General features: G+C 71.2%; 26 protein-coding genes and 1 tRNA gene. 14 read left to right on the top strand and 13 right to left on the bottom strand.

Annotated features, from left to right (window positions below):
* The first annotated feature begins 28 nt into the window (after positions 1–28).
* The gene (locus tag EDF23_RS13005) at positions 29–439 is read left to right on the top strand and encodes a hypothetical protein (RefSeq protein ID WP_123936814.1); all 411 of its coding nucleotides are present in this window, start codon (positions 29–31) and stop codon (positions 437–439) included.
* Positions 439–924: a hypothetical protein gene (locus EDF23_RS13000; protein WP_131921879.1), complete on the top strand. Its 486-nt coding sequence runs from the start codon at positions 439–441 to the stop codon at positions 922–924. The genes EDF23_RS13005 and EDF23_RS13000 overlap by 1 nt, the downstream gene beginning before the upstream one ends.
* Positions 925–1019: 95 nt before the next feature.
* Here the strand turns inward: EDF23_RS13000 and EDF23_RS12995 are convergent, their stop codons facing one another.
* The 4 genes from EDF23_RS12995 to EDF23_RS12980 form a co-directional block, all read right to left on the bottom strand.
* Positions 1020–1898 (bottom strand): aldo/keto reductase, encoded by an 879-nt coding sequence (locus tag EDF23_RS12995; protein ID WP_123936812.1) that lies wholly within the window; start codon positions 1896–1898, stop codon positions 1020–1022.
* Between the two features lie 145 nt (positions 1899–2043).
* Complete coding sequence (locus tag EDF23_RS12990) at positions 2044–3291, bottom strand: FAD-dependent oxidoreductase (RefSeq protein WP_131921878.1); 1248 nt, start codon at positions 3289–3291, stop codon at positions 2044–2046.
* Positions 3292–3399: 108 nt separating this feature from the next.
* Positions 3400–3867: a DUF6264 family protein gene (locus EDF23_RS12985; RefSeq protein ID WP_131921877.1), complete on the bottom strand. Its 468-nt coding sequence runs from the start codon at positions 3865–3867 to the stop codon at positions 3400–3402.
* A gap of 10 nt (positions 3868–3877) precedes the next feature.
* Positions 3878–4750 carry a CoA ester lyase gene (locus tag EDF23_RS12980; protein WP_111086303.1) on the bottom strand — a complete coding sequence of 291 codons (873 nt, stop codon included), beginning with the start codon at positions 4748–4750 and terminating at the stop codon, positions 3878–3880.
* Positions 4751–4891: 141 nt separating this feature from the next.
* Here EDF23_RS12980 and EDF23_RS12975 point away from each other — a divergent pair, with 141 nt between their 5' ends.
* Together EDF23_RS12975 and EDF23_RS12970 are read left to right on the top strand one after the other, a co-directional pair.
* Complete coding sequence (locus tag EDF23_RS12975; RefSeq protein ID WP_131846099.1) at positions 4892–8764, top strand: ATP-binding protein; 3873 nt, start codon at positions 4892–4894, stop codon at positions 8762–8764.
* A gap of 367 nt (positions 8765–9131) precedes the next feature.
* Positions 9132–9716, top strand: a complete 585-nt coding sequence (locus tag EDF23_RS12970; protein ID WP_131921876.1) for a CDP-alcohol phosphatidyltransferase family protein — start codon at positions 9132–9134, stop codon at positions 9714–9716.
* 88 nt (positions 9717–9804) lie between these two features.
* Here EDF23_RS12970 and mscL read toward each other — a convergent pair whose 3' ends face one another.
* The 3 genes from mscL to EDF23_RS12955 all read right to left on the bottom strand — a co-directional run bounded on the left by mscL (position 9805) and on the right by EDF23_RS12955 (position 11247).
* On the bottom strand, positions 9805–10305 hold the full coding sequence (mscL, locus tag EDF23_RS12965) for a large conductance mechanosensitive channel protein MscL (RefSeq protein WP_131921875.1): 501 nt from the start codon (positions 10303–10305) through the stop codon (positions 9805–9807).
* Positions 10306–10376: 71 nt separating this feature from the next.
* On the bottom strand, positions 10377–10661 hold the full coding sequence (locus EDF23_RS12960) for an FmdB family zinc ribbon protein (protein ID WP_131921874.1): 285 nt from the start codon (positions 10659–10661) through the stop codon (positions 10377–10379).
* Between the two features lies 1 nt (position 10662).
* On the bottom strand, positions 10663–11247 hold the full coding sequence (locus EDF23_RS12955) for a 5-formyltetrahydrofolate cyclo-ligase (RefSeq protein WP_131921873.1): 585 nt from the start codon (positions 11245–11247) through the stop codon (positions 10663–10665).
* A 115-nt stretch (positions 11248–11362) separates the two neighbouring features.
* Between EDF23_RS12955 and galU the strand changes: the two genes are divergently transcribed.
* The 5 genes from galU (at position 11363) to EDF23_RS12930 (ending at position 16386) form a co-directional block, all read left to right on the top strand.
* On the top strand, positions 11363–12253 hold the full coding sequence (gene galU / locus EDF23_RS12950) for a UTP--glucose-1-phosphate uridylyltransferase GalU (protein WP_111086297.1): 891 nt from the start codon (positions 11363–11365) through the stop codon (positions 12251–12253).
* A gap of 87 nt (positions 12254–12340) precedes the next feature.
* On the top strand, positions 12341–13000 hold the full coding sequence (locus tag EDF23_RS12945) for a GNAT family protein (protein ID WP_111086296.1): 660 nt from the start codon (positions 12341–12343) through the stop codon (positions 12998–13000).
* A gap of 99 nt (positions 13001–13099) precedes the next feature.
* Positions 13100–14191 carry a hypothetical protein gene (locus EDF23_RS12940; protein ID WP_131921872.1) on the top strand — a complete coding sequence of 364 codons (1092 nt, stop codon included), beginning with the start codon at positions 13100–13102 and terminating at the stop codon, positions 14189–14191.
* Between the two features lie 73 nt (positions 14192–14264).
* Positions 14265–14340 (top strand) — tRNA-Ala (locus tag EDF23_RS12935).
* Between the two features lie 213 nt (positions 14341–14553).
* A complete protein-coding gene (locus EDF23_RS12930) occupies positions 14554–16386 on the top strand; it encodes a hypothetical protein (protein WP_131921871.1) in 1833 nt (610 codons plus the stop codon).
* A gap of 87 nt (positions 16387–16473) precedes the next feature.
* On the opposite strand, the gene EDF23_RS12925 is transcribed toward EDF23_RS12930, so the two are convergent.
* On the bottom strand, positions 16474–16857 hold the full coding sequence (locus tag EDF23_RS12925) for a hypothetical protein (protein WP_131921870.1): 384 nt from the start codon (positions 16855–16857) through the stop codon (positions 16474–16476).
* A 110-nt stretch (positions 16858–16967) separates the two neighbouring features.
* On the opposite strand from EDF23_RS12925, the gene EDF23_RS12920 reads away from it, so the two are divergent.
* A complete protein-coding gene (locus EDF23_RS12920) occupies positions 16968–18017 on the top strand; it encodes an amidase domain-containing protein (protein ID WP_243648918.1) in 1050 nt (349 codons plus the stop codon).
* 30 nt (positions 18018–18047) lie between these two features.
* Here EDF23_RS12920 and EDF23_RS12915 read toward each other — a convergent pair whose 3' ends face one another.
* From EDF23_RS12915 to EDF23_RS12900, 4 genes are all read right to left on the bottom strand, one after another.
* On the bottom strand, positions 18048–19277 hold the full coding sequence (locus tag EDF23_RS12915; protein WP_207895500.1) for a hypothetical protein: 1230 nt from the start codon (positions 19275–19277) through the stop codon (positions 18048–18050).
* Between the two features lie 151 nt (positions 19278–19428).
* Entirely contained in the window at positions 19429–21291 is a 1863-nt protein-coding gene (locus tag EDF23_RS12910; RefSeq protein ID WP_131921869.1) for a glycoside hydrolase family 2 TIM barrel-domain containing protein, read from the bottom strand.
* An 87-nt stretch (positions 21292–21378) separates the two neighbouring features.
* A complete protein-coding gene (locus EDF23_RS12905) occupies positions 21379–21834 on the bottom strand; it encodes a MaoC/PaaZ C-terminal domain-containing protein (protein WP_123293369.1) in 456 nt (151 codons plus the stop codon).
* 49 nt (positions 21835–21883) lie between these two features.
* Positions 21884–23344, bottom strand: coding sequence for a CHAD domain-containing protein (locus tag EDF23_RS12900; protein WP_131921868.1), 1461 nt, complete (start codon positions 23342–23344; stop codon positions 21884–21886).
* Positions 23345–23485: 141 nt separating this feature from the next.
* Between EDF23_RS12900 and EDF23_RS12895 the strand changes: the two genes are divergently transcribed.
* Positions 23486–24802: a phosphotransferase gene (locus EDF23_RS12895; protein WP_131921867.1), complete on the top strand. Its 1317-nt coding sequence runs from the start codon at positions 23486–23488 to the stop codon at positions 24800–24802.
* Positions 24803–24904: 102 nt separating this feature from the next.
* Here the strand turns inward: EDF23_RS12895 and EDF23_RS12890 are convergent, their stop codons facing one another.
* Positions 24905–25261 (bottom strand): DUF1844 domain-containing protein, encoded by a 357-nt coding sequence (locus EDF23_RS12890; protein WP_173170823.1) that lies wholly within the window; start codon positions 25259–25261, stop codon positions 24905–24907.
* A gap of 288 nt (positions 25262–25549) precedes the next feature.
* On the opposite strand from EDF23_RS12890, the gene infC reads away from it, so the two are divergent.
* From infC to rplT, 3 genes are read left to right on the top strand one after another with little or no spacing between them, the layout of a single operon-like run.
* The gene (gene infC, locus EDF23_RS12885) at positions 25550–26245 is read left to right on the top strand and encodes a translation initiation factor IF-3 (RefSeq protein ID WP_123293372.1); all 696 of its coding nucleotides are present in this window, start codon (positions 25550–25552) and stop codon (positions 26243–26245) included.
* Between the two features lie 60 nt (positions 26246–26305).
* Entirely contained in the window at positions 26306–26500 is a 195-nt protein-coding gene (gene rpmI, locus EDF23_RS12880) for a 50S ribosomal protein L35 (RefSeq protein ID WP_111086286.1), read from the top strand.
* A gap of 27 nt (positions 26501–26527) precedes the next feature.
* Positions 26528–26911, top strand: a complete 384-nt coding sequence (rplT, locus tag EDF23_RS12875; RefSeq protein ID WP_111086285.1) for a 50S ribosomal protein L20 — start codon at positions 26528–26530, stop codon at positions 26909–26911.
* Positions 26912–26974: the final 63 nt, after the last annotated feature.

Raw genomic sequence — 26974 nt, 5'->3', positions numbered from 1 at the left:
GCGGACCGATCGAGGGGGACTCTCCACCATGCCGAAGAACAAGTTCATCGCGCTCGCCACCGCTGGCCTCGCGCTCACCCTGCTCGCCGGTTGCTCGACCGGGCCGTCGAAGGCCGACCAGTGCACCCAGTTCGAGAAGACGGTCAAGTCCGCCGCCGAGGGCGTGCAGTCCGAAGCCGCGAACCTGCAGTCCGACCCGGACGCCGCCGTCACGAAGCTCAAGGAGCTCGACGAGAAGATCTCCGACGGCGTCGACGACCTGTCCGACGACGCCCTGCAGGACAAGGGCGAGGCGTTCGAGGACGCCTACGGCGACCTCGTCGACCAGATCGAGGACATCGCGAAGGACCCGCAGTCGGCGGACGTCTCGGCGCTCACGAAGTCCAGCACCAAGGTGCAGGACGCCGGCAATGCCTTCCAGAAGGAGTGCAACTCCTGATGCGCCGCACCCTCACCGCGGTGACCACGGCGCTCGTCGCCGTGGCGCTGCTGGCGGGCTGCTCCGGCGGCTCGTCCAGCGACGGCGGCTCGTCCGACGACGGCGCCTCGACGGAGACGTCGAAGACGTCCGCCCCGTCGAAGACCTCGGCCGCCGCTCCCGCGCAGACGAAGGCCGAGGCGTGCACCCTGGTCGAGAACGAGCTCAAGTCGTTCATCGCCGAGCAGACGTCTTCCTCGGCACCGGCGGACCCCGCTGCGCGGGCGAAGCTCGTCGGCGAGTTCACCGACCGTCTCGACGCGGCACTGCCGAAGGTCACCAACGACGACGTCCACGACGCCTTCGAGGACTTCACCGAGGACGCGAAGGCGTACGCCTCGGCGCTCACCTCCAGCGGCTCGAGCGACTCCGCCGAGGCGAAGGACGCCCAGACCGACGTGCAGTCCTCGCTCAACGAGGTCTCGGCGGTCTGCCCGAGCAACTAGTCGCCACACCCGGCCCCGACACCACGACGCCCCGCAGCTCCGACCGGAACTGCGGGGCGTCGCCACGCGCCGTGGAGCGGCAGGACGACGCCGCCTCAGACGGCCGCCGGCTGCGACGCGTCCAGACGGGCGACGTCCTCCGGCCGCAGCTTCACGGTCGGTGCGGTCAGCGAGTTGAGGATCGACTGCGGCCGCGACGCCCCGGGGATCGGGACGACCACGTCGCTCTTCTGCAGCTCCCACGCGAGCGCGATGACCTGCGGGGTCACGCCACGGTCGCGTGCGATGTACGCGAAGTCCTCGTAGGCGGTGCCGAGGTCGGCGGCGTTCGCGATGCCACCGAGCGGGCTCCACGGCAGGAACGCGATCCCGAGCTCGTCGCAGAGCTCGAGTTCCGGCTCGCTCGACCGGAACTTCGGCGAGAACTGGTTCTGCACCGAGGCGAGTCGTCCGTCGAGGACCTCGTTCGCCGTCCGGATCTGGTCGGGGTCTGCGTTCGAGATGCCGGCCATCCGGATGACGCCCTCGTCGAGCAGCTCGCCGAGCGCGCCGACGGATTCGGCGTAGGGCACCGCGGGGTCCGGACGGTGGAACTGGTACAGGCCGATCGCCTCGACGCCGAGGCGCTTCGCCGACGCCTTCGCCGCCTGCTTCAGGTACTCCGGGTGGCCGTCCTGCGCCCAGGCGCCAGCTTCCGGTCGCAGGTGTCCGCCCTTCGTGGCGATGAGGATCGACTCGGTGTCGCCGTGGAACTCGCGGACCGCCCGGGCGATGAGCTCCTCGTTGTGCCCCACCTCGTCGTGGGCGGCCAGGTGGTACGCGTCCGCGGTGTCGATGAGCGTGACACCGTTCTCGAGCGCGGCGTGGATGGTCGCGATGGACTGTCGTTCGTCGGGGCGCCCCTCGATCGACATGGGCATCCCGCCCAGACCGATGGCGCTGACCGACACGTCTCCGATGACTCGTTGCTTCATGGCCCCAGCATGCGCCGGGGGTGCGCGGTCGCGCACAGGGTGCGTCGCGCAGTGGTGGTGACCACCCGCCGACCGGGAGGCCCGTGGCGGCCCCGCCCCGCGCCTCCCGTCCGCCGTCCGGTCCCGTCCACCGCGCCCGCTCCGTTCAGCGCCGCGCCCAGCTCGGCGCGTGCTCCGGAAGCGGCCCGAACGCGATGCCCCGGGCGTAGAGACCCCGCGACGGCGGCACGTACCGGGCGAGCAGCACGGGCAGCAGGGGAGGCCCGTCCTGCAGTCGTCCGGCGAAGGCCCGCTCGAACACGACGCGGTGCAGCACGGCCTGCGCCGACTGGACGATCACTGCCGGCGGCCTCCGGCGGCGTTGCACCGCGGCCAACGCACCGTCCAGCCCTGCACCTCGGAGCTCGTGCCGCAACGACGGGACCAGGATCCCCGCGGTCGCCACGGCGTCCTGCACCGCCAGGTTGATCCCCACCCCGCCCGCGGGCGACATCGCGTGCGCCGCGTCGCCGATGCACAGCAGCCCCGGCCGCCACCACCGCCGCAACCGGTCCATCCGGACGTCGAGCACGTGCACGTCGTCCATCGACCCGATCGCGTCGACCCGGTCGGCGAAGTCCGGACGGAGCCGCGCCACCCGCTCCCGGAAGGCGTCGATCCCCTCAGCCCGCAGCGCCGCGTCCGAGCCCTTCGGAGCGAAGTACGCGACCTGGTGGTAGTCGGGCCGCGGGAAGCTCAGCAGCACGTCGTTGCCCGAGAACGCGGGGGTCAGGGCGCTCGCCGCGTCGCCCGACCGACGGGGGAGCCGGAACCACCAGGTGTCGAACGGCACCGGGAACGCCCGTGGCACGAGCCCCGCTGCCCGGCGCAGGACCGAGTTCCGTCCGTCGCACGCGATCACGACGTCGGCGCGGAGCTCCTCGGGTTCGCCGCTGCCGTCGCATGGGCGGAGGTGGACCCCGGTGACCACACCGTTCTCCTCGATCAGCCCGGTCGCCGCGCGGCCCATCGCGATGTCGAACGACGGTTCCTGCCGGGCAGCGGTCACGAGCAGGTCGAGCAGGTCCCACTGCGGCACCATCGCCACGTGGTCGTACGGGGGGTCGAGCCGTGAGAAGTCGCCGAGCAGCAGCCGTGACCCGTCGGGCATGGGCAGGGAGAAGTCGTCGAGCCGTGACTGCGGCAGGGCCCGGAAGCGGTCGCCGAGGCCGAGCTCGTCGAGCAGCCGGATCGTCGAGGCGTGCACGGTGTCGCCCCGGAAGTCCCGGTTGAAGTCGTCGTGCTGCTCGATGACGCGCACCGCGATGCCGGCCCGGGCGAGCAGCAGGCCGAGGACGACACCGGCGGGGCCACCACCGACCACCGCGACCGTCGTCCGCGACACCGTCACCATGCCGTGGACGCTACGCCCTGTCGGACCCGCGCACTGTGCGCACGCACAACGCGACAGGACACGAGGTGATCACCTCGTGTCCTGTCGGAGAAGTGGTGCGCGACGGGGCTAGGCGCTCGCGGACACCGAGGACGACGCGGTCTCGTCGTCGGCGGCGTTCGCGAAGACGACCCCACCCCACGTGATGACGGCGATCGCGAGCACGAAGCCGACCGCGGCGATCCACCACGACGACTTCCGACGGATCCACGCGCCGATCGCCAGCACGATCGTGGCGACGCCGATCACGAACGCGCCGCCGACCGCGATGGCCGTGCCGCCGATGTACCCGCCGGGCGAGCACCCGGCCGAGGCATCGCAGGTCGCGGTCGCCGAGATGACCGCGATGATGCCGACGACGGCGGTGACGATCGTCATCACGGCGCCGAAGGCCAGCAGCAGCACGGTCGAGATCCGGTCGGCGAGCCTCGCCGGCGGGAACAACGTGGTGCCGCTGTGCTCCCAGGCCGCGCGCTGCGGGTCCTGGGGGCCGGGCGAGGACTGCGGCGGACCGCCGGGGACGTTGGACCAGGTCATGGGAGCAGTCCTACCGCGCTTCCACGCCGAACGCCTGTGCGAGCCGCTGGATCTTCTGCGCCCGACCCAGGCGGGGCAGGTCGGAACCGTCGCGGATGACCTTGCCGCGGGCCTCGAAGTCGTCGAGGAAGTCCTGCGCCCAGGCGACGTCGGTCGGGGTGGGGGAGATGACCTCGTTGATGACGGGCAGCTGCTCGGTGTCCAGGCAGAGCTTGCCGGTCAGGCCGAGTGACACCGCGACCTGGGACTGCTCGCGCAGGATCGGGTGCGACGACCCCACCGTCGGGCCGTCGATCGGGCCGGGCAGGTCGCCGACGCGCGAGGCGACGACGAGCTTCGACCGCGGGTACGCCATCGCCAGGGTGTCGGCGCTCGTGCCGGTGTCGCGGCGGTAGTCGCCGGAGCCGAACGCCAGCCGGAACGCGCCCTGGGCCCGCGCGATCGAGACGGACTCCTCGATGCCGAGCGCCGACTCGACCAGGGCGATCACCGGGGTCTGGCCGCCGAGCCGGTGCCACGTGTCGGTGACCTGGGCCGGGGACTCGGTCTTCGCGAGCATCACGCCCTGCAGTCCGGGCAGGCCGCGGAGTTCTTCGACGTCGTCGGCCCAGAAGTCGGTCGTGACGTCGTTGATCCGGACCCAGGCCTCGCCGCCTCCGGCCAGCCACGCGGCGACGCCCTGCCGTGCCGAGGGCTTGGCGGCGGGGTCGACGGCGTCCTCGATGTCCAGGATGATCTGGTCGGCGCGGGACCGCTGGGACTTCTCGAACCGGTCGGTCGCGGTGCCGGAGACGAGCAGCCACGAGCGGGAGATCTCGGCGGGGACCGATCGACGCCGGTTCGGCGTGGGGGCGGACGGGGTGGTGCGGTCGTCGATGGCCATGCCCCGTTGGTACCACATCGGGCGCGTCGGGCGCGGACCCTGAGCGCTTCACCGTGCACCGGAAACCCCGAAACCTCGGTTCATTGCCAGAGAGGGCGCTCGTTCCCGCCTACAGTGTCGGATGTGTGGCGAGCGGACAGGGTGACCGACGGTGAGGACGACGTGAACGACGACGTCCCCGTCGAGGGTGCCCACGAGCGCCCCGACGACGAGCGAGACGACCGCGGTCAGCGCGACCACCGCGACGAGCGAGACGACCGAGACGAGCAGCAGGACGTGGACGAGGACCGGACCGACGACGAACCGGACCGCACGCTCCGCCCGGAACTGCAGCTGACCAGCCCGCAGGCGATCAGCCTCGGCGATCCCCGGCTGCAGGCGGGCAACGCGGCCGAACCGACGTGGGACGGCTGGCGCGGCCAGCTCACCGGCGTCGGCGGAACGAGCCCGCTCACCCACTTCAGCGACCACCCCCGCGCGCGCATCGAACTGTCGACGACGCACCCGGGCGGCCTCGCCCAGTTCATCACCGGCAAGACCACCCTGCTGTCCAGCCTGATCCGCGACGAGGTGGCGCTCCGTGCCGCCCGCGTCGCCGCCGGCCAGGTCGAGGCGAAGGGCACCGAGCTCGCCACCGTGCGTGGGATCGACGCCGTGAAGCTCGGCATCGGCATGGCCGACTGGAAGCACGGCGACGAGCAGTTCCGCGGCCCGGTGCTCCTGCGCCCGCTGGCGATCCGCCGCCACGGCCGTGACTTCGAGGTCCGGCTCCTCGGCGAACCCGTGCTCAACCCGGGTCTCGCCGACGCCCTGCACGAGCAGTTCGGCGTCATCCTCGACGCGCAGTCCTTCGTGGCGCTCGCGCAGCAGGACGGCTCGTTCACCCCGAACCCCGTCATCGACCGCCTGCGTGGCCTCACCGCGCACATCCCCGGCTTCTCCGTGCACGCCCGGCTCGTGGTCTCCACGTTCGCCGAGGTCGCGACCGGTCTGGTCGAGGACACCGGCGACCTGTCCCACCCCGTGCTCGACGCCCTGGCCGGCAACCCGAGCGCCAAGTGGCAGGTCGAGCAGTCGTACCACCCGGTCGAGCAGACCCCGTCGGACGAGCGCAGCCCGGAGACCGACACGCTGCTGCTCGACGCCGACGACGAGCAGGAGAACGTGATCGCGCAGATCGCGGCCGGCAACTCCATCGTCGTCAAGACCCTGCCCGGCACCGGCGGCACCCAGACGATCGTGAACGCGCTGGGCGGTCTGGTCGCCGCGAACAAGCGCGTCCTCGTGGTGAGCCCGCGCCGTGCGACCCTGCGGGGCATCGCGGCGCGCTTCGGCGAGGTCCAGCTGCCCGGCGTCGCGGTCACGCCGTCGACCCTGCGCCGCGACGTCGTCCGTGCCATCGCCCGGAACGAGAAGGCGGCCCGTCCGAACCTGCGCGAGGTCGACGACGCCCTGGTCCGGCTCCGCAAGGTCCTGAAGGACTACCGCGGTTCGCTCACCCGCAAGGACGCCGACTTCGGCGTCTCGGTGCTCGACTGCCTGGTCGAGCTCTCGCGCCTGTCGCTCCTGCCGGTCCCGCCGTCGACGACCGCGCGGCTGTCGAAGCAGTCCGTGGCGTCCATGGTCGAGGGGCGCTCGCGCGTCGCCGAGACGATGGTCAGCGCGGCCAACCTCGGTGAGTTCCGCTACGGCCCCGACGACTCGCCCTGGTACGGCGCGAAGTTCTCCACCAGCGACGGTGCCCAGCGCGCCCACCGCATCGCGAAGGACCTCGACTCCGACGGGCTGCCGACGCTGCTCCGCCGGGCGCACGACCTGGTGAGCTCGACGCACATGCGCCAGTTCACGACGATCAACGAGCTCGGCATCTACCTGCGCCTGCTCACCGAGATCCGTGACACCCTCGACCGCTTCCTGCCGGTGGTCTTCGACCGTTCGGTGTCCGAGCTCGTCGCCGCCACCGCCCCTCGTGGCGAGGGCGCTCCGATGTCGTCGACGAACCGCCGTCGCCTGAAGAAGCTCGCTCGCGAGTACGTCCGCCCCGGCGTGCACGTCTCCGACCTGCACGAGGCCCTGACCCGGGTGCAGCAGCAGCGCGTGCTCTGGCAGCGCTACGTCGCCGCCGGCGTGAACCCCGAGGTGCCCACGGGCATCGCGGACGTGCAGGTGCTGTTCTCGAACGTCGCCGAGGACCTCGCGCGCCTCGACGAGCCGCTCGGCCGGACCGAGCGCGACCGTCAGCTCGCGAACACCCCGGTCGACCAGCTCGTCCCCACCATCGCCGAGCTCGCGGCCGAGTCCGACGTCCTGCACAACCTGCAGGAGCGCACCGAGCTCATGCAGACCCTGCGCGACCTGCAGCTCGAGCCGCTCATCACCGACCTGGCGAACCGGCACGTGCCGGACCTGCAGGTGCCGGCCGAGCTCGAACTGGCCTGGTGGCAGTCCGCGCTCGAGACCATGCTCGAGTCCGACCGGGCGCTGCTCGGCGCGAACACCGACATGCTCGACCGGGTCGAGGCCGACTTCCGCCTCGTCGACGACGCCCACGCGGCCGGGGTCTCCCAGGGCCTGGCGTGGCAGCTCGCCGAGAACTGGAAGGTCGGACTCGTCGACTGGCCGGAAGAGGCCACGGCGCTGAAGACCCAGCTGCGCGAGGGTGCGATCACCTCGCGGCTGCTCCAGGACTCCGCACCGCACCTGTCCCGGTCGATCGCACCCGTGTGGCTCGCGAGCCCGTACGAGGTGTCGCAGATCGCCGACACGATGCCGTTCGACACCGTGATCCTGGTCGACGCCGGCGCCGTGACCATCGCCGAGACCGTCGGAGCCGTCCGTCGTGCGCGCCAGACCGTCGTCTTCGGTGACCCGGTCACGCAGACGCCGTCGCCGTTCCGCATCGCGGTCGACCCCGAGCACCGTGCGCTGCAGGTCGACGAGGGCACCCTCGACGCCTTCCACGCCGACTCCGCCCTGGCGAAGCTCTCCACGCTGCTGCCGACCCTGTCGCTCTCGCGGTCGTACCGCGCCGGCGGCGAGGACCTGGCCGAGCTCGTGAACCGTCGCTTCTACGGCGGCAAGATCGAGTCGCTGCCGTGGGCAGGCTCGTTCCTCGGGCACGGCTCGATCGCGCTCGACTACGTCAGCGACGGCAAGGCCGTGCCGGACCCCGAGTCCGGCGCCGTCGAGAGCGTCGACGCCGAGGTGGACCGCGTCGTCCGCCTCGTCATCGACCACGCCCGCACCCGCCCGTCCGAGTCGCTCATGGTCATCACCGCCTCGGCGAAGCACGCCGTGCGCGTCGAGCAGGCCGTGCTGACCGCGGCGCAGGGCCACAAGGACCTGACCGAGTTCGTCATCGGCGACCGCGCCGAGCCGTTCATCGTGGCGACGCTCGAGCAGTCGGTCGCGCAGAGCCGCGACCGCGTCGTGTTCTCCATCGGCTACGGCCGCACCCCGCACGGCCGCGTCCTGCGGGACTTCGGTCCGCTCGGCAAGCCCGGCGGCGAGCGGCTGCTCGCGGTCGCGATGACCCGTGCGCGCCGCTCGATGGTGATCGTGACGTGCTTCCAGCCGTCCGACATCGAGGCCGAGCGCATGGGCCACGGCACCGTCGCCCTCGCCGAGATCCTGGCCGAGGTGCGTGCGCGCACCACCGCCGAGTACGTGCCGGACGACTCCGACCCGCTGCTCGTCGACCTGGCCCGCCGACTCGAGATGCGCGGCATCCCGGTCGCACTCGGGCACCGCGGCAAGCTCGGCCTGGTGGCCGCGCACGGCGGGGTCTGCGTCACGATCGAGACCGACGCGTCGCTTGTCAAGGGGTCGCTGCGCGAGTCACTCCGCCTCCGCCCGGAGGTCCTGCGCCGACTCGGCTGGCACTACGTCCGCGTGCACGCGTTCCAGCTGTTCTCCGACCCGGACCGCGTCGCGAACACCGTCGCCGCCGTGCTCGGTGTCGACCGTGGCGCCACGCAGGAGATCTCGATCCCCCCGATCCCCGCCCGCCGGTGAACACGCAAGATCTCGATCCCCGCGTGCCCGCCATCGGCCCCGCACGCCGATGACCGACCGGCCGAGTCGGCGGGCCTCCCGGCCCGCCGGTCCGGTGACGCCGGAGACGGACCAGCTGGTGGGCACGTGGACGCGAGCCGACGACGCGTCGTCAGCCGCGCCTCCCGTCCGGTCAGCGTCTCCGGAACGCGACACGGACGACCTGTCGGGAGGCCCGGTGCGGCGCCGCAGACGCGTCACCACCCAGCCGGTGCCGGGCTCGGACCCCACCCCCGCGCCGGAGCCGGCGCGGCACGGAACCGGCGAGAACGATGTCCGTCTCCGGGCGGACGTCCCGCCCCACTGGTAGCAGGTAGCCTGGCCTGCGATGACTGACACCGTGCGGGAGCGCCCCGACTGGCAGACCTGGCCGAACCTGATCTCGCTGTTCCGGCTGCTGCTGATCCCGGTCTTCGTGTGGCTCGTCGTCGCCGGACACCCGGGCTGGGCGTTGGTCGCACTCGTCGTCATCGGCGTGAGCGACTGGGCGGACGGCTTCATCGCGCGCAAGTTCGACCAGGGCTCGAAGCTCGGCAAGGCGATCGACCCCGTCGCCGACCGACTCGCCATCATCGCGACCGTGCTGTCGCTCGTGCTGACCGGCCTGCTGCCGTGGTGGGTCGTCGCCGTCGTCGTGCTCGTCGACCTGGTGCTCGTGGTGCTGTCGAGCGTGCTGTTCCACGGCAACCCGGACCTCGACGTCACGTGGACCGGCAAGATCCGCTCCGCGCTGCTCTTCGTGGGCCTGCCGGTGCTGCTGTTCTCGGCCGTGCACGCCGTCGACGAGAACGCGCCGTGGGTGCGGGTCGTCGCACTGGTCTTCGTCTACCTCGGCACCGTGGGCCACGTCCTGGCGGGTATCCAGTACGCGACGGCGATGTTCGCCAAGCGCCGCCGCGTGCCCGTCGCCTGACGCCCCCCCCCCCCGAACGAACCCAGGTTCCGGACACAGCACCGCGGATCTCCGTGGTGTCGTGTCCGGAACCTGGTTCCGGGTCGCGCTAGAGCTTCGTCGAGCCGCCGATGCCGGGGCCCTCGGGCGCGGTGTTCGGGGCGATGTGCGCGCCGGTCCCCGTGCTCGTGGAGACGCCGTTCTGGGAGCGGAGCAGGTCGCGGATCTCGAGCAGCACCTCGACGTCGGTCGGGGGCACGTCCTGCGGGGTCTGCTCCTCGTCGTTCTTGACGCGCTCGAACGCCACCTTCTTCAGGTGGTTCACGGGCACGACGAGGGCGAAGTACACGACGGCGGCGACGATCACGAAGTTGATGACCGCGCCGATGATCGTGCCGAACAGGATCTTCGCGCTTCCGCCGGACACCGTCGGGATGGACCAGACGAGCGCCTTGTCGAGGCTCGACGCGTTGAAGACCGCGCCGATCAGGGGGTTGATGAGGCTGGTGACGATCGCGGTGACGATCGCGGTGAACGCAGCACCGATGACGACTGCGACGGCCAGGTCGATGACGTTGCCGCGGAGCAGGAACTCCTTGAAGCCCTTCACGGGACTCCTTCCGGTCGAGGACAGTCGCCGGACGGCGACCCCCTCAACCTATCGGCGAGGAGTGCTCGTGGTCAGGAGGCGCTGGGCTTCGGCGTGCTCGGCTTCGACTCGGTCTTCGCCGGGGCGGACTTCGTCTCCGACTTGGCCGGCGTGCTCGACGAGCCCTCGGACTTCGGCGCCGGGCGGGAGTCGGTGCGGTAGAAGCCGCCCCCGTTGAACGTCACGCCGACGGGGGAGAACACCTTGCGCAGGACACCGCCGCACACCGGGCACTCGGTCAGGGTGGCGTCGGAGAACGACTGCTTGATGTCGAACGCGTTGTCGCACTCGGTGCAACGGTACGAGTAAGTAGGCACGTCAGCTCCGGAACGTGATGATGCGCGACGGCGTGATGATGCCGTCGACGGGTTCGTCGTGGGGTTCGCGCGGGACCTCGTCGAGGTACTCCGCGTCGAAGATCACAGCATAGACGGGCGGGCGCTTCGCCATGGAGCCGAGGGTCTTGTCGTAGTAGCCGCGACCCCATCCCATCCGGACGCCGTCGTGCCCGACCGCAGCCGCGGGGGCGAGGATCGCGTCGACGTCGTTGATGGCGATCGGGGACAGGACCTCGCCGACGACCTCGGGCATGCCGAAGATTCCCTCGGTCTCGCTCTCACCGTCGCCGACCGCCCAGTCGAGCAGCCCGTCCTCGCGCGTGACCGGCAGGAGCACGCGGATGTCGTGCGCGAACGCCCAGTTCAGGAACGGCCGCACGTTCGGCTCGTCCGACGCCGACAGGTAGAGCGCCAACGAGGTGACCTGGCGCTCCTCGGCGAAGCGCTGCAGGGTCGCGGTGAGCGCCGCGGTGTCCGCGTCGCGTTCCGTCGTGGTCCGGGTGCGCCGCCGCTGCCGGAGTTCGGCTCGCAGGGCGCGCTTCTCGTTCCCGAGATCAGCGATCATGCGCAGGAGTCTACCGAGCGCATCCGTTGCGGCTTCCCGCCGGGAAACGCGCTGATGCCGTGTCCCCAGTAGCGATGACATGCCCCGGAAACCCGGATCGGATACGGTCTGGGGCATGGGCTTCCAGATTTCCAAGGCGGTGATCCCAGCGGCAGGGCTGGGCACTCGCTTCCTCCCCGCGACCAAGGCGATGCCGAAGGAGATGCTCCCCGTCGTCGACAAGCCAGCCATCCAGTACGTGGTGGAAGAGGCTGTCGACGCAGGACTCACCGACGTCCTGATGATCACGGGCCGCAACAAGAACGCACTCGAGAACCACTTCGACCACGTGTCGGAGCTCGAGGAGACCCTGAAGAAGAAGGGTGACCACGAGAAGCTGCAGAAGGTCAACCAGTCGACGGACCTCGCCGACATGCACTACGTGCGTCAGGGTGACCCGCTCGGCCTCGGCCACGCGGTGCTCCGCGCGAAGATGCACGTCGGCCGCGAACCGTTCGCCGTGCTCCTCGGCGACGACATCATCGACGCCCGCGACCCGCTGCTCAAGCGCATGATCGAGGTCCAGGGCGAGAAGAACGCCACGATCGTGGCGCTGCTCGAGGTCCCCGAGTCGCAGACACACCTGTACGGCATCGCCACGGTCGAGCCGACCGACACCGACGACGTCGTGAAGATCACCGGGCTCGTCGAGAAGCCCCCGCAGGGCGAGGCGCCCTCGAACCTGGCCATCATCGGCCGCTACGTCATCCGCCCCGAGGTCTTCGACGTCCTCGAGAAGCAGGAGCCCGGCAAGGGCGGCGAGATCCAGCTCACCGACGCGCTCATGAAGATGGCGAGCGCCGAGGAGTGGACCGGCGGCGTGTACGGCGTCGTGTTCCGTGGACGCCGGTACGACACCGGTGACAAACTCGACTACATCAAGGCGATCGTGCAGCTCGCCTCGGACCGCGAAGACCTCGGCCCCGACCTCAAGTCGTGGCTGAAGGAGTTCAACGCGGGCGAATGAGTCGGCCATCCCGCCCGGGACCGTGCACACGGACCCGGGCGGGACACCCCGTCCCGCACAGCGGCGGGATCCCGGAGGAACCAAGCGATGACGACGATCCCGACCCTGTCCCACGGGCGGGTCACCATCCGGCCCCTCCGGCTCCGTGACACGCGCGACCTCGACCTCGCGCTGGCGTCCAACCGTTCGTGGCTCCGCACCTGGGAGGCCACGAACCCCTCAGGACACGTCTCCACCGACGTCCGCGGCAGCATCCGCGCGCTCCAGGCCAACGCCCGCGCGGGACTCGGACTGCCGTTCGCGATGGAACTCGACGGCCGGTTCGTCGGGCAGCTGAACGTCTCCGGCATCACCTACGGGTCGCTGGCCAGCGCCTCGATCGGCTACTGGGTCGTCGAGGACGCCGCCGGACACAACGTGACCCCGATCTCGGTCGCCCTGGCCGTCGACCACTGCTTCCGCGCGGTCGGCGTGCACCGCATCGAGATCTGCATCCGACCCGAGAACGCCCCGTCGCTCCGCGTCGTCGAGAAGCTGGGCTTCCGGTACGAAGGGCTGCGCCGCCGGTACATCCACATCAACGGCGATTGGCGCGACCACTTCTGCTTCGCGCTCGTCGCCGAAGAGGTCCGTGAGGGCGTCCTCGAGCGCTGGGTCCGCGGGCAGGTGCCGCCCGGCCTCGGTGCCGTGCCGCTCGCGGCCCGTGACGAAGCGGCGCTGCCGATCACCACCACGCCGCGTCTCTGACGGGAGGCCCGTGGCACGTCCCACGGATTCCGCCGCGACACGCGCAACACGCGTTCCGCAATCACGCGACGGGGATACCCCCGCCCCTACCGTGTCCCCATGGCAGGAATCGGCTCGTGGGGTGGCGGCATCGTCCTGCTCGTCGCGGCCGTCCTCTGGCTCGTCTACCTGATGCCGTCGTGGGCTGCCCGACGCCAGTACCTGGCCACCGAACGCAACGCGATCCGACTGCAGCAGACCCTGCGGATCCTGGCGCAGACCGCTGAACTGCCCGACGAGGTCCGTGTCGAGATGAACGCGAAGTCCCTGGCCGAGGCGCAGCGCGTCGCCCGGTCCGAAGAGGCGAAGCGCACCGCCATCGTCCGCGCCCACGAGGCCGCACGCCAGCGCGAGATCACCCGCCGGCTCGCCGAGCAGGCCCCCGTCCTCGAGCGTGCGTCGTCGGTGCCCGCACTGACCGCGATGCGCATGCGACGCTCCCGGCTCGGAGCCACCCTGTTCGGCACGCTCGGCGTCGTCGTCGCGCTCGTCGTCTTCGTCGCAGCACCCGCCCTGTGGCTCGTCGGTGTCGCGGGGCTCCTCGCCGCGGGTGGGTCCGCAGCCGTCCTGGCCCAGCTGCACCAGGTGGCGACGGCACGGAAGACCCGTGTCGCGGCGGCCGAGGCGGGCGCGACCCGTGCCTCCCGGCCTGCGAGCACGTGGACGGACCCGGCGCCGCCGCTGACGACCGAGCAGTCCGCAGAACCCGCGCAGGACCGCAGCTGGACCCCGAACCGGGTGCCGAAGCCGCTGTACGTGGAGCGACCGACAGCGCCCGCTGCCTCACCGGAGTCGTCCGCCGAGCTCGCCGCGCGACTCAAGGAGCGCGTCGCCGAGGCCAAGGCGGAGGCGGATGCCGAAGCCGCTGCCATCCGAGCGGCCGAGGCCGACCCGTCGCTCGCCCGGGTGTCACGCATGCGGCCCGAGCTCGAGGAAGCTGCCGCGTCGCTGTCCGCCCACGACCAGGGGCGTCTCGCCGAACGGCTGGGGCTCCGTGCTCCCGCCGTCCCGGAGCTCGTCTCCGAGACGCCGGACGAGCCGACCACGCCGACTGGTCCGCCGAGCAAGTGGGCCGGCATGGGTGTCCTGGACGACGACGCGTACCAGCAGGCCGACCTCGACGCGATCATGCGTCGGCGCCGCGCGGTCTGAGTCGCGGCTCGCCCGACCGGCTGTCCACGATTTCGGATCGGCCGAACGGTGGTGCTAGTGTGGTCGAGCACTTGGGGCTATGGCGCAGTTGGTAGCGCGTCTCGTTCGCAATGAGAAGGTCAGGGGTTCGAATCCCCTTAGCTCCACCAAGGCAATGCAGAACGGCCCGGAACCGACAGGTTCCGGGCCGTTCTGCGTTCGTTGAGTTCCACAGGCTTGCGCCACTGTGTCGTCGTGCACAGTTCGCGAACAGGGGTGGTGTGTTGCTGAGCGCATCGTTCTAGACTCCCGGTGCGCCAAGGGGGCGCGGGGAACGGGGGAACACGTTGCGCTTCAGGACTGCCATCGCATCGATCGGGACGGTGCTCGCCGTCACTGCCGGGCTGCTCGTGGTCGCCCCGGTGGCACCGGCGTCCGCCGCAGCGCCGACCACCGGCAGGTTCACGCCGGTGGCACCCGCGCGAGCCTGGTCCGGCACCGCGACGAGCAAGCTGACGACCGTCACGCTCGGCGGTCGCAACGGCATCCCGTCGAACGCGACCGCGGTCGTGCTGACGGCGACCGTGACCTCCCCGAGCGCGGCGGCGTACGTGAGCGTCGCCCCGTTCGGCAGCACCGCCAGCCCCGCCATCCAGAACTTCGCCAGGGCGCAACCGATCTCCGGCACCACCACGGTCGGACTCACCAGCGGCAAGGCCCAGGTGAAGGTCTCGGCCGGCAAGGCGACCGTCGCCCTCGACGTCGCCGGTTGGTACGGCACCAGCGCCACCGGGTCGACCTACACGCCGCTCGCGCCGACGAACGTGCTGAACGGCACCGTGACCACCGGCGCCAAGCGCATCGTCGTCGCGGGCAAGGCGGGCGTGCCGTCGAACGCCACCGCCGTCGTGCTGCAGGCCGACGTGTCCCGTCCTGCGACGAGCGGCCGGCTGCGCCTCACCCCGTACGGCAACAACGCGGGCGTCGTCTCGCTCATGTACTCCAAGGGCACCACCGTCGCGAACACGACGACGGTCCGGCTGTCCGGCGGTGCCGTCCAGGCCAAGGTCTCCTCCGGGTCCGCGCGCGTGCTCGCCGACGTCGTCGGGTACTACGCACCGAACGCCAACGGATCCGTGTTCGTGTCGGCGCACCCGGTTCGCGCCGCGACCGTCGCAGCGGGCACCACCGCTACGAAGGTCACCGTCGCCGGGACCGCGGGTGTCCCGCGCAACGCAACCGCGGCCGTCATCAACGCCAAGGTCGGCGGCGGCAGCGTCGGGGGATCGCTCCGCGTCGTCGGTGCGGGGCTCGCCTCGAGCGTGCCGACGCAGATCTACGCCAAGGGGCAGACGATCGGCAACGCGCTCATCGCGCCGCTGGCGTCCGGTGGGCAGGTGCAGGCGAAGGTGTCCGCGGGCAGGGCCACCGTGTACGTCGACGTCGTGGGGTACTTCCTCAACGGCAACAGCGGGTCGGGGACGGGCGTGGACGTCTCGTACCCGCAGTGCGGCAAGAGCGTGCCGACCGACCAGTCCTTCAGCATCGTCGGGGTGAACTCGAGCCTCGGCAACACCACGAACCCGTGCCTGCAGCAGCAGCTGTCCTGGGCGGCGGCATCGGCGGGTGGCACCGCGCAGCCGAAGACGCAGGTGTACGCGCTGTTCGCCAACCCCGGGGCAGCGGCAGCATCGGTCTGGCCGACGTCCAACGCCGCGCCGAACGGGCAGTCCGTGACGAACCCGTACGGCACGTGCACGGCACAGTCCGGCGCGAAGCCGACCTGGAAGACGACGTCGGCGTGCTCGTACATGTACGGCTACGCCAGGGCCTACGAAGCAGCGAACACCCGGGGCGTCGCCAACCCGGGGCAGTACCGCTGGTGGCTCGACGTCGAGACCGGCCTGTCCCACCTGAGCGACACCGGTCAGAACCGGGTGGCACTCGAGGGCATGGTCGCGGCCCTGAAGAGCAGCGGTGTCACGCAGATCGGCGTGTACTCGACCTCGTACCAGTTCCGCACGATCATGGGCACCGTGCCGACCACGAGCCCGCTCCGGCCGCTGCCGAGCTGGATCGCGATCGGCGACGGCCGTCTCGACCAGGCGCAGGCAGCATGCTCCGGCGCACGGCTGCTCGGTGGCCCGATCGCGATGACGCAGTACAAGACGCCGTTCGGCTCGACGGAGATCGACCGCAACTGGTCCTGCTCCTGACGAGGCCGCACGCGGTTCGCGACGATCCACGAGTCGTTCGTCGGGTGTCCTGTCGGAAAACGCGTGCCAGCGCCCGCGGCGACCGCGTCAGCTCGCGAAGCTGTCCGTCAGGACACCCGTCCGCGCGAAGGACGTGTGGATCGCGTTCGCGGCCTGCTCGAACGCGCGGTTGCCACGCGAGATCCCGATCGCCCCGCCCTTGATCGCGGACTTGCCGGAGCCGCGCAGCAGTCGAGCGACGGTGCGGCCGTCCGCGGTGACCATGATCTGCACGTCGAGCCGGGTGTGGAAGGTGCGGTCGTTCGCGAGACCGCCGATGAGGAGCGTCAGGCCCATGCTGCCGCGGGTGGCCCGGAGCGCGCCCTGTTCGGCGTCGTCCACCGTGTAGCCCTCGCGGCTGAGGGCGAGTCGGACCTGACCGCGAGCAGTCTCGGGGTCGGTGGCGACGAAGAAGTCGTGGCTCTCGGGCATGGTCTGCTGATCCTCTCGAAAGCGTCCGTGCGGACACGGAGGACGCTCGCCCCCCGGAGACGATCATGCCGTGTCGGAACGTCAGGTGCGTCGCTTACGCTGACTGTGTCATGACTGCCTCGATGAACCGCCGCGCACTCCTGTCCCTCGCCGGTGTCGCCGGGATCGGGCTCGCGGTCGCCGCGTGCTCGTCCGGCAGCGACGATGCCGGCAAGAAGAGTGGCAGCAGCGGCACGGACGACAACGCCGAGGGCGGCACGAGCACGACCACCCCGAAGCCCGCCGCGAAGTCCCTGACCCCGGCGCAGGTCCCGCTCGTCGGCGGCGTCACGGTCACCGTCGCGGGCACCGGTCTCGCCGCGGTCAAGGGCGTCACCGTCGGCGGGGTCGCTGCCCGCGACGTCACGGCCACCGAGTCGAAGGTCACCTTCACGGCTCCACACCAGGCGATGTACACCGCCGGTGACGCCGCCGTCGCGCTCTTCACCGAGTCGATCGAGCCGACCCCGTCCGCCAACCAGTCGTCCGACGGCAACGGCAGCGCCGCGAACGACGGGCAGACCGGCGCGACGCAGGACTCGGCCACTGCGACGCCGACCCCCACGGCAGCGCCGGTGCCCGATGCGTCCACCGCGGTGGCGACGTCGTCGATGGCCTACGCCGCGTTGACCGACGTCGACCGGCAGCTCCAGTACGCGATGGCGCACTGGAAGGACTACAACCTGTCCGAGTACGGCACCATGAACCCGATCGGCGGCGACTGCGCGAACTACGTCAGCCAGACGCTCATCGCCCGCGGCTGGGAGCAGCGCTCCGACTGGTACAACCGGGCCGCCGGCGCCGAGCACAGCGCCACGTGGACGTACTGCCCGACGATGGACCCGTGGCTCGAGACGAACGCTGCGGAGTTCGGGCTCACCCGGCGCTCCTCGGACGAGCGTGACAAGGTCAAGGTCGGTGACATCGTGTTCTACGACTGGAACGCGAACGGTTCGCCGGACCACACCACCATCGTGTCCGAGGTCTTCACCGAGTCGGACGGCACCATCCGCATCAAGTCGGCGAGCCACAACCAGGACGGCCCGTACCGCGACCTCGACGAGATGATCACGGTGCAGCACCCGGGCGGAAGCGCCTGGTTCCACACCTTCGACGCGTAGCCCGACAGGCCGGCAGCATCGGCCCGCCGCTCAGGGGTACCCGAGGAACCAGAGCAGCACGATCGCGACGGGCTGCAGGCACACGCCGACCACGAGCCACGTCACCGCTCGCCGCCGCGTCCGCACGAACACGTCCGACCCGAGCAACGGCGCCATCGGCATGAGCAGCCGCGGCAACGACTGCTGCGGCAGGAACACCGCGACCAGGTACAGCCCGTACGACGCCGTGAACGCGAGCACGTCGGTGCCCAGGGCCCTGGTGCTCCTGCGCGAGAACAACCACACCGCGCCGACGAGCACCGCGACGACGAGCACGATGCCGAGCGGTCCGAGCCACGTCGATGCCATCGTGAACCACGGCGTCAGCGGGGCGAAGTGCTGTCGCCCGACGAACCCCACCCACCACGACAGTTCGGTGTCCAGGTAGGCGTTCGGCCGCCCGGTCACCGCCGAGGCGATCACCGGCCAGGCCAGACCCGCCGCCGCGACGACGAGCCCGGACGCCACGATCGTGATGCGGTCACGCCACGGGAACAGCTCGGCAGGTCGAGCAGACCGGCGGGACCCGACCCACCGGACGACCAGGTGCACGGCCAGCGCCACGGCCAACGCGAGGACCCCGGGTTTCGTGAACGCCGCGACCACCCCGAGCGGCGCGATCAGCCAGTACCGCCGTCGGACCAGCGCCAGCAGCGCTCCGAACAGCAGCACGAGCAGCAGGCTCTCGGCGTAGGCGACCTGCAGCAGGAACCCGGTCGGCGCGAACGCGAACAGTGCGGTGGCCCAGCGGGCCCGGTGCGAGCAGCCCACCGCGAGCACGAGCCGGTACAGCAGGACGCAGGCGCCGGCACCCGCGATCGTCGCGACGAGCACGCCCGCGACCCAGAACGACGCACCCGTCAGCGTCATGACGGCCCGCACGATGGCTGGGAACACCGGCAGGAACGCCCAGGCGTTCGGCGCGACGTGACCCGCATCGTCGAGGGGGAGTGTGGCCGGGTACCCGTGCTCCGCGATGGTCCGGTAGAACGAGGCGTCCCACGATCCGGAGAAGGTGAAGAACGACGGGTCCTGCCGGTACGACGCGAACGTCCAGTCGTTCGCGGTCGCCAGCACGTACATGGTGGCGAGCAGCAGCGTGCTCACCAGGCGCGAGGCGGCCCAGATGAGCAGGGGCGCGGTCCACGCGCTGCGGGGTCCGGTCAGCAGGCTGCGCACCCCCGACCGGGAGGCCCGGCTCGTCTCCGCCACGCTCGTCACCCGCCCGATCCTCGCAGACCAGGGCTCGGGCCCGCGCCAGCGGGCGGCCGTGCGTCGGGCTGCGCGCTGACCTGCCCTCATCGTGAGCAGCGATGGTCGGGTCCACCTGCCGGACCCGACCATTGCTGCACACGAAGTGCGGGCCTCCCGGCTAGCGACCGGTGACCGCGCGACGGATCTGCTCGATCGGGACCTTCGGGGAGCGGTCGGCGTTGAGCAGGCCGTTCGTCTCCTGCATGGTGTCGGTCAGCTGCGTGTAGCAGGAGCCGGCCAGGAACGAGCTCGCCCGGATCGCGTCGTACAGTGCCGTGATGCGGGTGACCCAGTCGTCGCCGTCGGTGGCCGAGGTGTAGCCCCAGCCGTCCTCGCGCTGTGCACCCGGCTGGTAGTTCACGCCACCGAACTCGGTGAGCATCACCGGCTGGCCGAGGTCCTGCGCGCCACCCACGAGCACCCAGCGGTCCGACGGGCCGAAGTGGGTGAACAGCGCCGTGCGTGCTGCGTCGTCGGCGTAGGTGCGGGCGAGGGCGTCGCCGGCACCCTCGTAGTCGTGGATCGTGACGATGTCGGAGTTGGTGTGCTCCCACCCGTCGTTCGAGATCACCGGACGCGTCGGGTCGATCGCCCGCGTGACGTCGGCCAGGGACCGGGCGTAGGCCTGCTGCGCCGGGTCGGTGGCGATGTGCTGCACGCCCCAGCTCTCGTTCGCCGGCACCCACGTGACGATCGACGGGTGCGAGGCATCACGCTCGACGGCGTCCATCCACTCGCGCATCAGGCGTTGGACGGCTCGCGGCGAGAAGGCGTAGGCGCCGGGGGCCTCGCCCCAGACCAGGATGCCGAGTCGGTCCGCCCAGTACAGGAACCGGGGGTCCTCGATCTTCTGGTGGTTGCGGGCCGCGTTGAAGCCGAGCTCCTTGATGAGCTCGACCTCGCGGCGCAGTGCTCCGCGCGACGGTGCGGCGATGTGCGAGTCCGGCCAGTAGCCCTGGTTCAGGACACTGCGGACGTCGTAGCTGCGGCCGTTCAGCAGGAAGGTGCCGCCGTCGACGCCGACGGTGCGGAGCCCGAAGTAGGACGCGACGGAGTCGATCGGCGTCGTGCCGGCACGGGGGAGGAGCGAGACCGTGGCATCGACCAGGCACGGGGCGTCCGGGGTCCAGTGCAGTTCGTCCTCGGCCTGCCCGTTCGTCTGGCGCGCGATCGGCACGACCACGTCGAACTCGTCCGAGGTGTCGCCGAGCGTGGCCTCGACGGTGGCGAGGTGCTCGTCGCGCTCGTCCCACCGGGCGACGACGCGCAGGCGCTCGCCGCCGGTGCGGCCGCCAGCGATCCGGACCGTCAGGCGGACGGTGGCGTGGTCGACGTTCGTCCAACGCAGGTACTCGATCGAGGCGGTCGGCACGGCTTCGAGCCACACGGTCTGCCAGATGCCCGTGGTGCGGCGGTACCAGATGGCGTGCGGGTCCTCGTGCCAGTCCTGCTTGCCGCGGGGCTGGGTCAGGTCGTGCGGGTCGTCCTCGGCGCGGACGACCAGGGTGTGGACAGCGTCGGGGTCGGTGGCGAGGGCGTCGGTCACGTCGAACGAGAACGGCGTGTGGCCGCCCTCGTGCTCGCCGATGAACTGGCCGTCGATCCAGACGCGGGCGCAGTAGTCGACGGCGCCGAAGTGCAGGACCAGTCGGGGTGCGGCGGTGCCGTGACCGGCGGCCTCGAGGTCGGCGCGGGTGACCGCACGGGAGTACCAGACCACCGGGTGGAAGCCGGGCTCGTCGATGCCCGAGGCGACCGACTCGGGCGGGAACGGCACGACGATGTCGCGGGCGTCGGGGAACCCGGTGCGCCAGGCGGTGTCGTCGCCGTCGTTCCGGAAGGACCACGTGCCGTCGAGGTCAGCCCACGCGGTGCGGAGCATCTGCGGCCGGGGGTAGGTGCCGTCCTGCCGCGAAGCGAGGGGGAGTGCGGGAGCGGATGCGGTGTCAGGTGCGGCCACGGTGCCGTCGAGCGTGCTCATGGGTCCATGCTCCCGCGCCGGTACATCGTTGTAAAGAGCGTCGCAACGATTGCCATCCGGAGAACTCGGTGGGTGCTCGGGGCGACGTCAGGCGATCGCGGCGTCGCGCGTCAGGACCATCACGTCCATGCGTCCCTGCTGCACGACGTCGCCGCGCTGGTTCCGCAGTGAGACCGTCCGCTCGACGATGCCGGTCGTGCCGGAGCTCGTCAGGCGCGTCGACAGGATCTCGACCTCGCAGGTCACGGTGTCCCCGATGAACACCGGCGCGGTGAACCGCCACTGGTCGATCCCGAGCAGTGCCACGGCCGACCCCTCGAACACCCCGGTCCGTGCGATCAGCCCCAGGCAGAGCGAGGTGCCGAGCAGCCCGTGCACGACCCGCTGGCCGTACCGGGTCTTGCCGGCGAACTCGACGTCGGTGTGCACCTGGTTGTTGTCGTTCGTCCACGAGGCGAAGGACACGACGTCCGCCTCGGTGATCGTGCGACCCGGGGTCGTGAAGGTCTGTCCGGCGGCGAGGTCCTCGAGGTAGTGGGGCACGTCCGCGATTCTCGCAGAGGAGCGCGACGAGCCTCACGCCCGGCCGCGCTCACAGTCGGGCGAGCACCTTCCGCGAACGTCGCAGCCCCCGCTCGAGCACGGCGTGCTCGGCCGTCGTCAGCGCCCCGTACCCGAAGGTGTCGGCGCCGTCCCGGGCCGCGGGCCCGGAGAGCCGCCGGTAGGCATCTGCCGCGTGTGCCGCGTCGAGGGCGTCACCGAGCGTCTCCTGCACCCGCCGCAGCCGGCTGAGCCGCCGCTTCCCGAGGTCGGCGACGTCACCGGCTGCTTCCAGCGCGTACCGCAGGCGCCGTGCCGCCTTTCGGATCTCGTGCAGGACGTCGAGACCCGCCGCGCCACCGTCGACCAGTCGTCGGACCCGAGCGCGCTCGCGGTCGATGCGCTTCGCGACGAAGGCGGCGGCGGCGTCGTCGGCGTGCGGTCCGGCCGGGGCGCGGAGCAGCAGTTGATCGAGCGCGTCGAGGGTACGGAACCAGTCGTCCGAGCGCAGCGCCTGGCGGAGTTCCGCTGCGGCCGCGCTGCGGAGAGCCGCCGCCTGCTCGCCGATCCGGTCCAGCGTGGGGGCGTCGACGAAGCCCTCGGGGGCCCGAGCCGCCGACCGGAACAGCCCGCCGTGCAGGACCTCGGCATCGCGGGCGACCCCGGCGACCCGTCCGGCTTCGGCGAGGGCGGCCCGCAGTGCCTCGGTCGCCTCGCGGTCGAGGGCTCCGCGGTACGCCGCGAGCACGCTCCGCAGCCGACGGACCACCTTCCGGAAGTCGTGCACCGACTCGTGGTCGTCGGCGCGGACTCGGGGGTCGACCGCGACGAGGTCGGCGCGGAGTGACTCGAGGACCCGCAGCACGAACGCCGCAGCGGTGCCCGAACGTGGTCGCTTCGTCCGGTTGCCGCGCCGCTCCGGGGCGAGCACGGGTGCTGGCGGGACCGCGACCGCCGAGGTCGCCGGCGGCTCGGTGGCCGCGTCGTCCAGGGCCCGCTCGGCCGCTCGTGCCGTGGTGCCGTCGCGCCCGTCGTCCGACAGCGCCCACCACCGTGCGGACCGCAGCACGGAGGTGTCCGGGTCGCCTTCGTCCACGCGGACGTCGGCGATCTCGGCCCGCACCCGACCGTCCTTGCCGCGCAGGGTCACGAGCGTCGTCGTGGTGTCCCGGACGCGGACCGTCGCCATCGCCCGCCCGCGCAGGAACACCTCGATCCCGTCACGCGGGGGCTGCTCGCCGTTCGGTCGATCGAGGTCCGCGCCCACCGGCACCGGGCCGTCGCCGTGGTCGAGGCTCCAGGAACCGTCCTGGGCGCGGGTGAGCGTCACCCCTTCGGCCGCGAGCACGCGCTCGTCGGAGTCCCACACGGTCTCGCGGAGCGACACGGGCTCGTGCCGTTCGACGGCGGATGCGAGAGGCTCGAGTGCCGGCAACCGGCGGTCGTCGGGGATCCGCCAGCTCCGGCGGGGATCGGTGCGGGCGGTGTCGGGGGCGGGGTGCTGGCTCGGCATGTCCGCAAGTGTCGTCCGACGGTGCCCGTGCGGTCCGAGCGCAGGCGCGTTCTGTGGACGGGCGGCCCAGAACCGCCCCCTGTGCAGGGATGAGTGACGGACTCGGCACCTCGCCAGCACTCGGCGCGTACGGTCCGCTGCATGAGCGACGGAGCCCGCCACCCCAGCGACACCGCACCCCCGAGCGCCACCGCGCCCCCGAGCGACACCGCCCCGAGCGACCACGACCTCGAGTCCTGGATCGCCGACCGCCGGTGGTACGCCTCGAAGGGGTCCGTGCCGCGCCTCCGCACCCTCTCCACCGCCGACGGCACCCGGCTCGTCCTCGACGAAGCCCCCGCAGCACCAGCGGCTCCGGTCCTCTACCAGTCACCCGTGACCAGCGGCCCCGACGGCACCATCGCCGACGCCACCGCCGACCACGCGTGGATCACGGCGCTCGCCGCACGCATCGACGCGGACCCGCAGAGCCTCCGCCCCATCGGCACCGTCACGGCTGCCCGCGTCCTGACCGGCGAGCAGTCCAACACCTCGGTCATCTGCGACACCGAGTCCGGTGCCCGCGTCATCATCAAGGTGTTCCGCGTCCTGCACCACGGCGACAACCCCGACGTCACGACGCAGCTCGCGTTGTCCGCAGCCGGCAGTGCTCGCGTCCCCCAGGTCTACGGCGCACTGCGGGGCAGCTGGCCCGACGTCGGGCAGGGCAGCGGCACGGCGACCGGTCACCTCGCGTTCGCGCAGGAGTTCCTGCCGGGCCTCGAGGACGCCTGGCGCGTGGCCCTCGAGGAAGCGCACGGCGGCACGCCCTTCGGCGATCGGGCCGAGCAGCTCGGGGCGGCGCTCGCCGACGTCCACCGCACCCTCGCCGAGGCGCTGCCGTCCGAGCCCGCCGACGAGGCGCGACGACGGACCGCCGTCGCGACGATGCACGAGCGGCTCGACACCGCCGCGCGTGAGGCCCCGGCCGTCGCCGAGCACGCAGACGCGATCCGAGCGGTGTACGCGGCGGCGACGGCGACGCCCTGGCCGGACCTGCAGCGCATCCACGGCGACCTGCACCTCGGGCAGGTGCTCGCTGCCCCCGAGCCGCGCGGGTGGGTCTTCCTCGACTTCGAGGGGGAGCCGCTCCGCCCGCTGGCCGAACGCTCGTTGCCGGACGTCACGCTCCGTGACGTGGCCGGCATGCTCCGGTCGTTCGACTACGTCGCCGGAGCCCTGGCGCACGACGCGGAACCGGTCGACGCAGCGGGCTGGGCGGACGAGGCACGCGTGCGGTTCCTCGACGGGTACCAGCGGGGGACCGGCGCCGACCTCCGCGCGCACCGCGAGCTCCTGGATGCGTTCGAGCTCGACAAGGCCGTCTACGAGGTCGTCTACGAGACCCGGAACCGACCCGACTGGGTCGGCATCCCGCTCGCGGCCGTCACGCGCCTGGTCGGCCGCAGCGGGTCCTGACCGCGCACCCGAAGGCGGACGGGAGGCCCGTGGCGATCCCGCCACGGGCCTCCCGTCGGACGCCGTGACGGACAGTGCCCGTCGTGCGTCAGCCGCCAGCCGTCAGTTGACGGGGCCGGTGTACTTCTCGCCCGGTCCGGCGCCCGGTGCGTCCGGGATCGCCGACGCCTCGCGGAACGCGAGCTGCACCGAGCGCAGCCCGTCGCGCAGCGGACGGGCGTGGTGGTCGCCGATCTCGGTCGCCGCAGCGGTGACCAGTCCGGCCAGTGCGGTGATGAGCTTGCGCGCTTCGTCCAGGTCGGTCTGCTCCTGGGGGTCGTCGGCCAGGCCGACCTTCACGGCGGCGGCACTGAGCAGGTGCACGGCCACGGTGTTGATGAGTTCGACGGCCGGCACCTCCGAGATGTCCCTGGCGGCGTCGATGCCGCTGCCGTCGTCGTCGATCGGGGTGTCGGTCACGGTGCTCCTCTGCTAGACTCGCTCGCGGCAGATGCTGTCCGTGTGCCATCAGGTTCTCCTGAAGCGCTCGGACGGTGTCACGAAAGAGGAGTCTCTCCCACCCGCGGCCGCGTTCCACCAGGCTACCGGGTCACCACCGCTCCACGAGTGCACAGCAACTGGGTGCACACGTCGGTCGGGTCCACGGATCCGACGCAGGGCGGCTGCCGAACGGGTTCCGATCCGTGCGTCAGATCTCCTCTCTCGTGCTGTCGTCCAGGGCAAACGTCCCGGACGACCACCACCTGATTGAAGGAGCTCCGCATCACCGATCCCCGTACCAACGACCGAATCCGCGTTCCCGAAGTCCGACTCGTCGGCCCGCAGGGTGAGCAGGTCGGCGTTGTCCCGATCGCCATGGCACTGCGCCTCGCGCAGGAAGCCGAACTGGATCTGGTCGAGGTCGCGCCGAACTCGAAGCCGCCCGTGGCCAAGATCATGGACTACGGCAAGTTCAAGTACGAAGCCGCTCAGAAGGCCAAGGAAGCCCGTCGCAACCAGGTGAACACGGACCTGAAAGAGGTCCGTTTCCGCCTGAAGATCGACGTGCACGACTACGAGACGAAGCGCAAGCGCGCCGAGGGGTTCCTCCTCGGTGGCGACAAGGTGAAGGCGATGATCCTCTTCCGTGGCCGCGAGCAGTCGCGTCCGGAGCAGGGTGTCCGTCTCCTCCACAAGTTCGCGGAGGAGATCGCCGAGTTCGGCGTCGTCGAGTCCCGTCCCACCCAGGACGGCCGCAACATGACGATGATCATCGCCCCCCTGAAGAACAAGTCCGACGTCAAGGGCGAGCAGAACGCGAAGCGCGCTGCACAGAAGGCCGAGCGTCGTGCCACCGAGCACGCTGCGAAGGACCACTCGGACGCCGAGACGGAGACCGAGGCCCCGGCCGAGGCTCCCGCGCAGGACACGGCACCGGCCAAGAGCGACGCTCCCGCCGAGTAGGTCACCCAGACCGACCCCGCAACGACGCGGCTCCCATCCATCCCACGGAAAGGCACCACCATGCCCAAGCAGAAGACCCACTCCGGGTCGAAGAAGCGCTTCAAGATCACCGGTACCGGCAAGGTCATGAAGCAGCAGGCCGGTATGCGTCACAACCTCGAGGTCAAGAGCTCCAAGCGCAAGGCCCGCCTGAACGAGGACCAGGTCCTCTCCAAGGCAGACGCGAAGAACGTCAAGAAGCTCCTCGGCCACTGAGCCCCCGGATCGTAAAGGAATAGTGCAATGGCACGAGTAAAGAGAGCGGTCAACGCCGCCAAGAAGCGCCGCGTCATCCTCGAGCGCGCCGAGGGTTACCGCGGCCAGCGTTCGCGTCTGTACCGCAAGGCCAAGGAGCAGGTCACCCACTCCCTGGTCTACGCGTACCGCGACCGTCACGCGAAGAAGGGCGAGTTCCGTCGCCTGTGGATCCAGCGCATCAACGCTGCGTCCCGTGCGAACGGCCTGACCTACAACCGTCTGATCCAGGGTCTGGGTCTCGCCGGTGTCGAGGTCGACCGTCGCATCCTCGCCGACCTCGCGGTGAACAACCCCGAGACCTTCACCGCGCTCGTCGAGACCGCGAAGAAGGCCCTCCCGGCCGACACCTCGGCCCCGAAGGCTGCGTAGTCAGTTCTTCTGCTCGCGAAACCCCCGCCGTACGGCGGGGGTTTCGTCGTTCCTAGACTTGGG

This window comes from Curtobacterium sp. PhB128, from assembly GCF_004340725.1.
Taxonomy (GTDB): Bacteria; Actinomycetota; Actinomycetes; order Actinomycetales; family Microbacteriaceae; genus Curtobacterium.
The sequence above is the reverse complement of the archived record's forward strand: the minus strand, read 5'-3'. Positions and strand labels throughout refer to the sequence as shown.